The sequence below is a fragment of the Algoriella sp. genome (genome assembly GCF_036647415.1).
Lineage (GTDB): Bacteria > Bacteroidota > Bacteroidia > Flavobacteriales > Weeksellaceae > Empedobacter.
Map to the genome: position 1 here is coordinate 1 of NZ_JAVXKG010000065.1, position 5,545 is coordinate 5,545.

The 5,545-nt window shown below is 29.5% G+C and carries 8 protein-coding genes and 1 pseudogene; 8 read left to right on the forward strand and 1 reads right to left on the reverse strand.

Annotated features, from left to right (window positions below; translation table 11 throughout):
* Positions 1-112: 112 nt before the first annotated feature.
* The 6 genes from RSC72_RS15675 to lpdA all read left to right on the forward strand — a co-directional run bounded on the left by RSC72_RS15675 (position 113) and on the right by lpdA (position 3,308).
* Entirely contained in the window at positions 113-259 is a 147-nt protein-coding gene (locus RSC72_RS15675; protein WP_332545919.1) for a hypothetical protein, read from the forward strand.
* Positions 260-269: 10 nt separating this feature from the next.
* Positions 270-434 (forward strand): hypothetical protein, encoded by a 165-nt coding sequence (locus tag RSC72_RS15680; RefSeq protein WP_332545921.1) that lies wholly within the window; start codon positions 270-272, stop codon positions 432-434.
* Positions 435-451: 17 nt separating this feature from the next.
* Positions 452-745: a hypothetical protein gene (locus RSC72_RS15685; RefSeq protein ID WP_332545923.1), complete on the forward strand. Its 294-nt coding sequence runs from the start codon at positions 452-454 to the stop codon at positions 743-745.
* 81 nt (positions 746-826) lie between these two features.
* Positions 827-1,180, forward strand: coding sequence for a hypothetical protein (locus tag RSC72_RS15690; RefSeq protein ID WP_332545925.1), 354 nt, complete (start codon positions 827-829; stop codon positions 1,178-1,180).
* A 157-nt stretch (positions 1,181-1,337) separates the two neighbouring features.
* Positions 1,338-1,685, forward strand: a complete 348-nt coding sequence (locus RSC72_RS15695; protein WP_332566356.1) for a hypothetical protein — start codon at positions 1,338-1,340, stop codon at positions 1,683-1,685.
* A 222-nt stretch (positions 1,686-1,907) separates the two neighbouring features.
* The gene (gene lpdA, locus RSC72_RS15700; protein ID WP_332566355.1) at positions 1,908-3,308 is read left to right on the forward strand and encodes a dihydrolipoyl dehydrogenase; all 1,401 of its coding nucleotides are present in this window, start codon (positions 1,908-1,910) and stop codon (positions 3,306-3,308) included.
* A gap of 197 nt (positions 3,309-3,505) precedes the next feature.
* On the opposite strand, the gene RSC72_RS15705 is transcribed toward lpdA, so the two are convergent.
* Complete coding sequence (locus RSC72_RS15705; RefSeq protein WP_332566354.1) at positions 3,506-4,252, reverse strand: hypothetical protein; 747 nt, start codon at positions 4,250-4,252, stop codon at positions 3,506-3,508.
* Between the two features lie 298 nt (positions 4,253-4,550).
* On the opposite strand from RSC72_RS15705, the gene RSC72_RS15710 reads away from it, so the two are divergent.
* Together RSC72_RS15710 and RSC72_RS15715 are read left to right on the forward strand one after the other, a co-directional pair.
* A complete protein-coding gene (locus RSC72_RS15710) occupies positions 4,551-5,345 on the forward strand; it encodes a prohibitin family protein (RefSeq protein ID WP_332546608.1) in 795 nt (264 codons plus the stop codon).
* Positions 5,346-5,409: 64 nt separating this feature from the next.
* A pseudogene (locus RSC72_RS15715) lies at positions 5,410-5,545 on the forward strand (pseudouridylate synthase); the annotation flags it as partial.

Consider the following 5,545-nt stretch of genomic DNA (forward strand, 5'->3'; position numbering starts at 1 on the left):
AGAGTTTCAACAAATAGAATAAGAATAATAAACTTCAGATTTTGTCTGAGGTTTTTGTTTTTTTAATTTGTTAGAAAATCACTGGAACAAAGGTAATCTATTTGTTATAGAAATGGAATCAACCCTTTACACTTGCCAAAGCTGCCAAGGATATTTGGTATATTTGAAAGAATTAGCCAAACAACAAGGAAAAATTATAGATATTAAAATGATAGCGCATCCAGATGCTAATACAACAAAATTCTTAAATAATTTATAATAAGTCAACTATGAAAATACAGTACTTAATCGAATTACAAAATAACCCGACTAAATTTGGGAAGTTAATCAATTCTTCAATTGTTCCTATATCAGAAGAAGAAATAAAACAACTAGAAACAAAATATAATAATGGAAACAATTTCCAAAAGCATTACGAGAATTACTCTTTTTAGCAGGAGAACGTTGTTATGTGTTAGATTATGGGTTAAATGATACTCAACAAGAATTACAAGATTTTGTAAGAGAAAATATGCAAGAAGAAAACCGTGTTATTACACGTCCTTTTTATGCAATAGATGTCTATAACGCAGGAGACCAATTTTTGTTTGTGTACCTTGATGAAGGAGATGATCCAGCAGTATATCAAGCAAGCTACGAGGATCTTTCAGATAGACCAAATTGGATAAATAAGGTGACTCCGACATTATCAAATTTTGTCAACAGAAAAATAGAAAGAGTAAAAAACAGACAAAATCCTTTTTAAGATATTAATTTATAAACCTCAGATGTCTTCTGTAATTTAGTTATTATCATAAAATTAATTTGATCAACTTATTTTTAAAAAATGAATTCAGCAATTTTACAACAATATAGTCTAAAAATGAGAAAAATTAATGAGCCTTTTGATGGTTTCATTAAAGGACCTTTAGAAGCATATATATACATATATCGTTACCCAGAGGATGTTCAGGATTTTATTGATGATATACAATTAGCTATAGATGGTAATTTTAATCAAATAGAAGATCCTGATTGGGGAGGGAGTTTAACTTCTAGAATGGAAGATTATTGGTATGCATTAATTACTCCTACACATTTTGAAATCAGACAATATCCAGCCCTTTATGAAAGTAGGCAAATTATACCACTTGAAGATTGGAAAGAAATATTATTATCTTGGAAAGAATGTATAAAGTAAAATATGAATCAGAATTTAATTAATAAATATCAAATCAGATTAGGAAATAAAAATTTTGTGACTTTGAAATAGACAAAGAAATTTATGTCAAGAAAGGAAGAATTCAATAAAGACAGATTATTTAATATATTTCAAATTAATCCTAAAATAATCAGAAATGGCTATAAAAGAAAAATATAGTTTACGATTTTCAAAAATTAGAAACAATGATAATAGTATTTTTTATTCTTGTGATGGAAATACTAATATAGAAGGTTCAATAATATTGTCCCATCTATTACAAACTGCGTCCAATAATGAAGCTGAGACTTTATTAGAAGAAATTGAGCATGCTATTGTCGGTACAAATGATGAAGAAGACTATCTATTTGACCAGAATTCTAGTACTTGGATTGAATTTTCTGCAAATAATGCAATTGTATATGATGGTGGCGGAATTTTTAAGCATCAAATATCCTTGATAAATTTAAAACAGTTATTAGAAGAATGGATAGAATTTTTATAACAATAAGACTAATGAGTACGGAAATTAAATATATCAATTGGTTTAATTAACCTATTTTTCAACAGCAGTTGGGTATGATGAAAGAATATAGAATGAAAACATTTGTAGATGTTATTTTAAAAATTTAAGTTGATAAAATTCATTACTTTTTTATAACAAGAATCAATACGATTATAATTATATTTGTAGAGTAAATATTTAATAATATCAAAATAAAACTATATGAGTTCTTATGATGTAGCCGTAATAGGTGCAGGACCTGGTGGATATGTGGCAGCAATACGTTGTGCACAATTAGGATTTAAAACTGCAATTATCGAAAAACAAGCTTTAGGAGGTACATGTCTTAATGTTGGATGTATCCCATCAAAAGCGTTATTAGATTCTTCTCACCACTATTACGATGCTGTTACTCACTTTAAAGAGCACGGAATCGATATCGATACGCCAAAAGTTAACTTTACTCAAATGATTGCTCGTAAACAAGGTGTTATTGACACTAACGTTGCGGGTATCGAATACTTAATGGGTAAAAATAACATCGATGTTTTAAAAGGTACAGGAGCATTCAAAGATGCTACTCATATTATTGTAACTGCTGCAGATGGTTCTACACAAGAAATCGAAGCAAAAAATACAATTATTGCAACTGGATCAGTTTCTTCAGAATTACCTTTCGCACCAACAGATGGTACAAGAATTATTACTTCTACAGAAGCATTAGCTTTACCAGAAGTACCTTCACATTTAATTGTAATTGGTGGTGGAGTAATTGGTTTAGAATTAGGTTCTGTTTACTTACGTTTAGGTTCTCAAGTAACTGTTGTAGAATATGCAGATCGTGTAATTCCAGGAATGGACGGTGCTTTGTCTAAAGAATTGACAAAAGTATTGAAAAAACAAGGAATGAAATTCTACACTTCTACAGGTGTAACTTCTGTTGTTAACAACGGAAATGATGTTACATTAAAAGCAACAAACAAAAAAGGTGAAGAAGTAGAAATCAACGGTGATTATGCATTAGTAGCAGTTGGTCGTCGTGCATTTACTGGTTCTTTAGGTTTAGATACTGTTGGAGTAGAAGTTGATGAAAGAGGTCGTATCAAAACAAACGGTCACTTACAAACAAATGTTTCTAACATTTATGCAATTGGTGACGTTGTTGCTGGTGCAATGTTAGCACACAAAGCCGAAGAAGAAGGTACTTTAGTTGCAGAACAATTAGCAGGTCAAAAACCTCATATCAACTATAACTTAATTCCTGGTGTTGTATATACTTGGCCAGAAGTTGCAGGAGTAGGGAAAACAGAAGAGCAATTAAAAGAAGAAGGAGTAGAATACAAAGTAGGTTCTTTCCCATTCAAAGCTTTAGGTCGCGCTCGTGCATCTATGGATACAGATGGTTTTGCTAAAATTTTAGCAGACAAAAATACAGACGAAGTTTTAGGAGTTCATATTATTGGTGCTCGTGCTGCAGATCTTATTGCAGAAGGCGTTACAGCAATGGAATTCCGTGCGTCTGCAGAAGATATTTCAAGAATGTCACATGCACATCCAACATTCTCAGAAGCGATAAAAGAAGCTGCCTTGGCTGCAACTGCAAATCGTGCAATTCATGCTTAATCAATAGATTCAAGATAAATTTAAGAAAAGCTGCTCGTAAGAGTGGCTTTTTTTGTTAATTTTATCATTTAAGAAAAAACAATAATGGAAAACGTATTATCAATTATTAAAGAAAACTGGGACACAATATTAATCACAGTTTTAGCAATAGTAATTTTTTACTTTGTATTTAAGGCAAAAGAAAGAAAAAATAGACGTTAATCTTTTTTGTTAAAATAAATTGGGTTTGGAAATAGAAATTCATAATCAAATTCTTTTTGAATTTTAGTAGATAAAATCACTTTTCCAACTTTAGATTTTGGTTGATTAATTTTGCCTTTTAGTTGAAATTCTAAAACTTCTCTTTTTGTAGGATGTTCTGGTGCAATGATATTGTAAATTTCATTATTTTTAGTAGAAATGATGATTTTTTGAATCAAATTAATAACGTCCAAATAATGAATATGATTAACCATTTGATTCAAATTTTGATTGTCCAAATTTAAATATTTCGATAAGTAGCGATCATCGCCCATTAATCCACCTAAACGTAAAATAACTAATTGATTGTATTTTACTTTTAATTGATTTTCAATAAAATAATATGGATTAATTAAATTTTTAATTGAAATACTTTCCTCAGTAATTTCCTCATTAATTTCAGGATAAATAGCTGTAGAACTTAATAAAATTAGTTGACCTTTATAACCTTCTAAAAACTCAATCAAATGATTAAATCTTAGGTTTAATTCTTCAATAGAATTTCTTCTTCCGAAAGGAATTGTCACAATTATAAAATCGTAATTTTTAGTTAATTTTTGAGAATTATAGTTGTTAAAATCTATAGAATAACAATTATCAGCATTCGAATTTCTTTTAGTTGTTGAGATGGTGTAGTTTTTCTCAAGATAAAATTCTAATCGACTTCCGAGCCATCCTTTTCCTATAATTAAACCTTTCTTCATCTTAATTAAACTTCATCTTTTAAAGATAAGAATAATAAATAATATTTACAATGACATAGCTTATTATAAATTAAATTTATTTATGATAATTTTAACAAAAGTAAAAAAATTATGTCTAATAAAACAATTCTAAAAATTGCATTTGTACCAATTTGGCTTGTGTTTATTTTGTTTGCCATTCAATATATTTTTGGATTAATCAGCGAACCTAATACACTTCACGTGATTTTTGGCGTGTTATTATTAAGTCTTTTAATTTTTGTTACCCTAATTATTTTCAAAAAAATCTATTTTACAAATGAATAAAAATCTAATTAAATTAATAGCAGGAGGAACAGTCGCTTTCGTTTTATTTATAGCTGCATTGCTTTGTACAGAACGAATTGATGCTGGACACGAAGGTTTGTTGGTAAAAATGTATGGATCAGACAAAGGTGTACAAGACGTCGCTTTGGTTACAGGTAGAGTTTGGTACAATCCACTAACAGAGCAAGTTTTTGAAATTCCGACTTACGTACAAACAGTAAATTACGAAGCATTTACAGTGAACGCAAAAGATGGTTCGGTTTTTTCGGTAGATCCTACCATTTCATTGAAAGTAATTGATGGTCAATCGCCTAAAATTTTCAAGAAATACAGACGTGGAATTAATGAAGTTTTACAAAATACATTGGTTAATCATATAAAAGATGTTTACCGTATCGAGTTTAATAAATATACAACAGACCAGATAATTAGCAGTAGAGAGGCTTTTGAGAATGGAGTACAGGATAAAATGAATTCTTTTTTGAAAAAAGAAGGTTTTATTTTAGAACAATTAACAAGTGGTATTCAATATCCAGAAGCAATCACTAAAGCAATTAATGCAAAAAATGCAGCGATACAAGAGGCGCAAAGAGTAGAAAACGAGTTGAAAGTTGCAGAAGCTAATGCAAAAAAATTATTAGTGCAGGCAGAAGCGGAAGCGAGAGCAAATGAATTAAGAAAAGTTTCATTAAATCAATTATTAATTCAACAACAATTTATTGAAAAATGGGATGGTAAAACTGCCATTTATGGAAATTCACCCTCATTTTTTAAAGCGGTAAATTAAACGATTTTCAAATAATATTCATAAAAAAGAGATTCTAATTAGAATCTCTTTTTATTTTTGCCAAATGTTAGAAATTCTTTACCAAGACGAATACATTATTGCAATTAACAAACCAAGTGGACTGTTGGTTCATAAATCTTTTTATGCCCGCGATGCTAAGATTTTTGCAATACAAGAATTACGCAATCAAATTGGTGGAC

Coding starts and splice junctions, on each gene's coding strand:
- RSC72_RS15675 (WP_332545919.1), top strand. CDS start 113: ATGGAATCAACCCTTTACACTTGCCAAAGCTGCCAAGGATATTTGGTA.
- lpdA (WP_332566355.1), top strand. CDS start 1,908: ATGAGTTCTTATGATGTAGCCGTAATAGGTGCAGGACCTGGTGGATAT.
- RSC72_RS15690 (WP_332545925.1), top strand. CDS start 827: ATGAATTCAGCAATTTTACAACAATATAGTCTAAAAATGAGAAAAATT.
- RSC72_RS15695 (WP_332566356.1), top strand. CDS start 1,338: ATGGCTATAAAAGAAAAATATAGTTTACGATTTTCAAAAATTAGAAAC.
- RSC72_RS15680 (WP_332545921.1), top strand. CDS start 270: ATGAAAATACAGTACTTAATCGAATTACAAAATAACCCGACTAAATTT.
- RSC72_RS15705 (WP_332566354.1), bottom strand. CDS start 4,252: ATGAAGAAAGGTTTAATTATAGGAAAAGGATGGCTCGGAAGTCGATTA.
- RSC72_RS15710 (WP_332546608.1), top strand. CDS start 4,551: ATGAATAAAAATCTAATTAAATTAATAGCAGGAGGAACAGTCGCTTTC.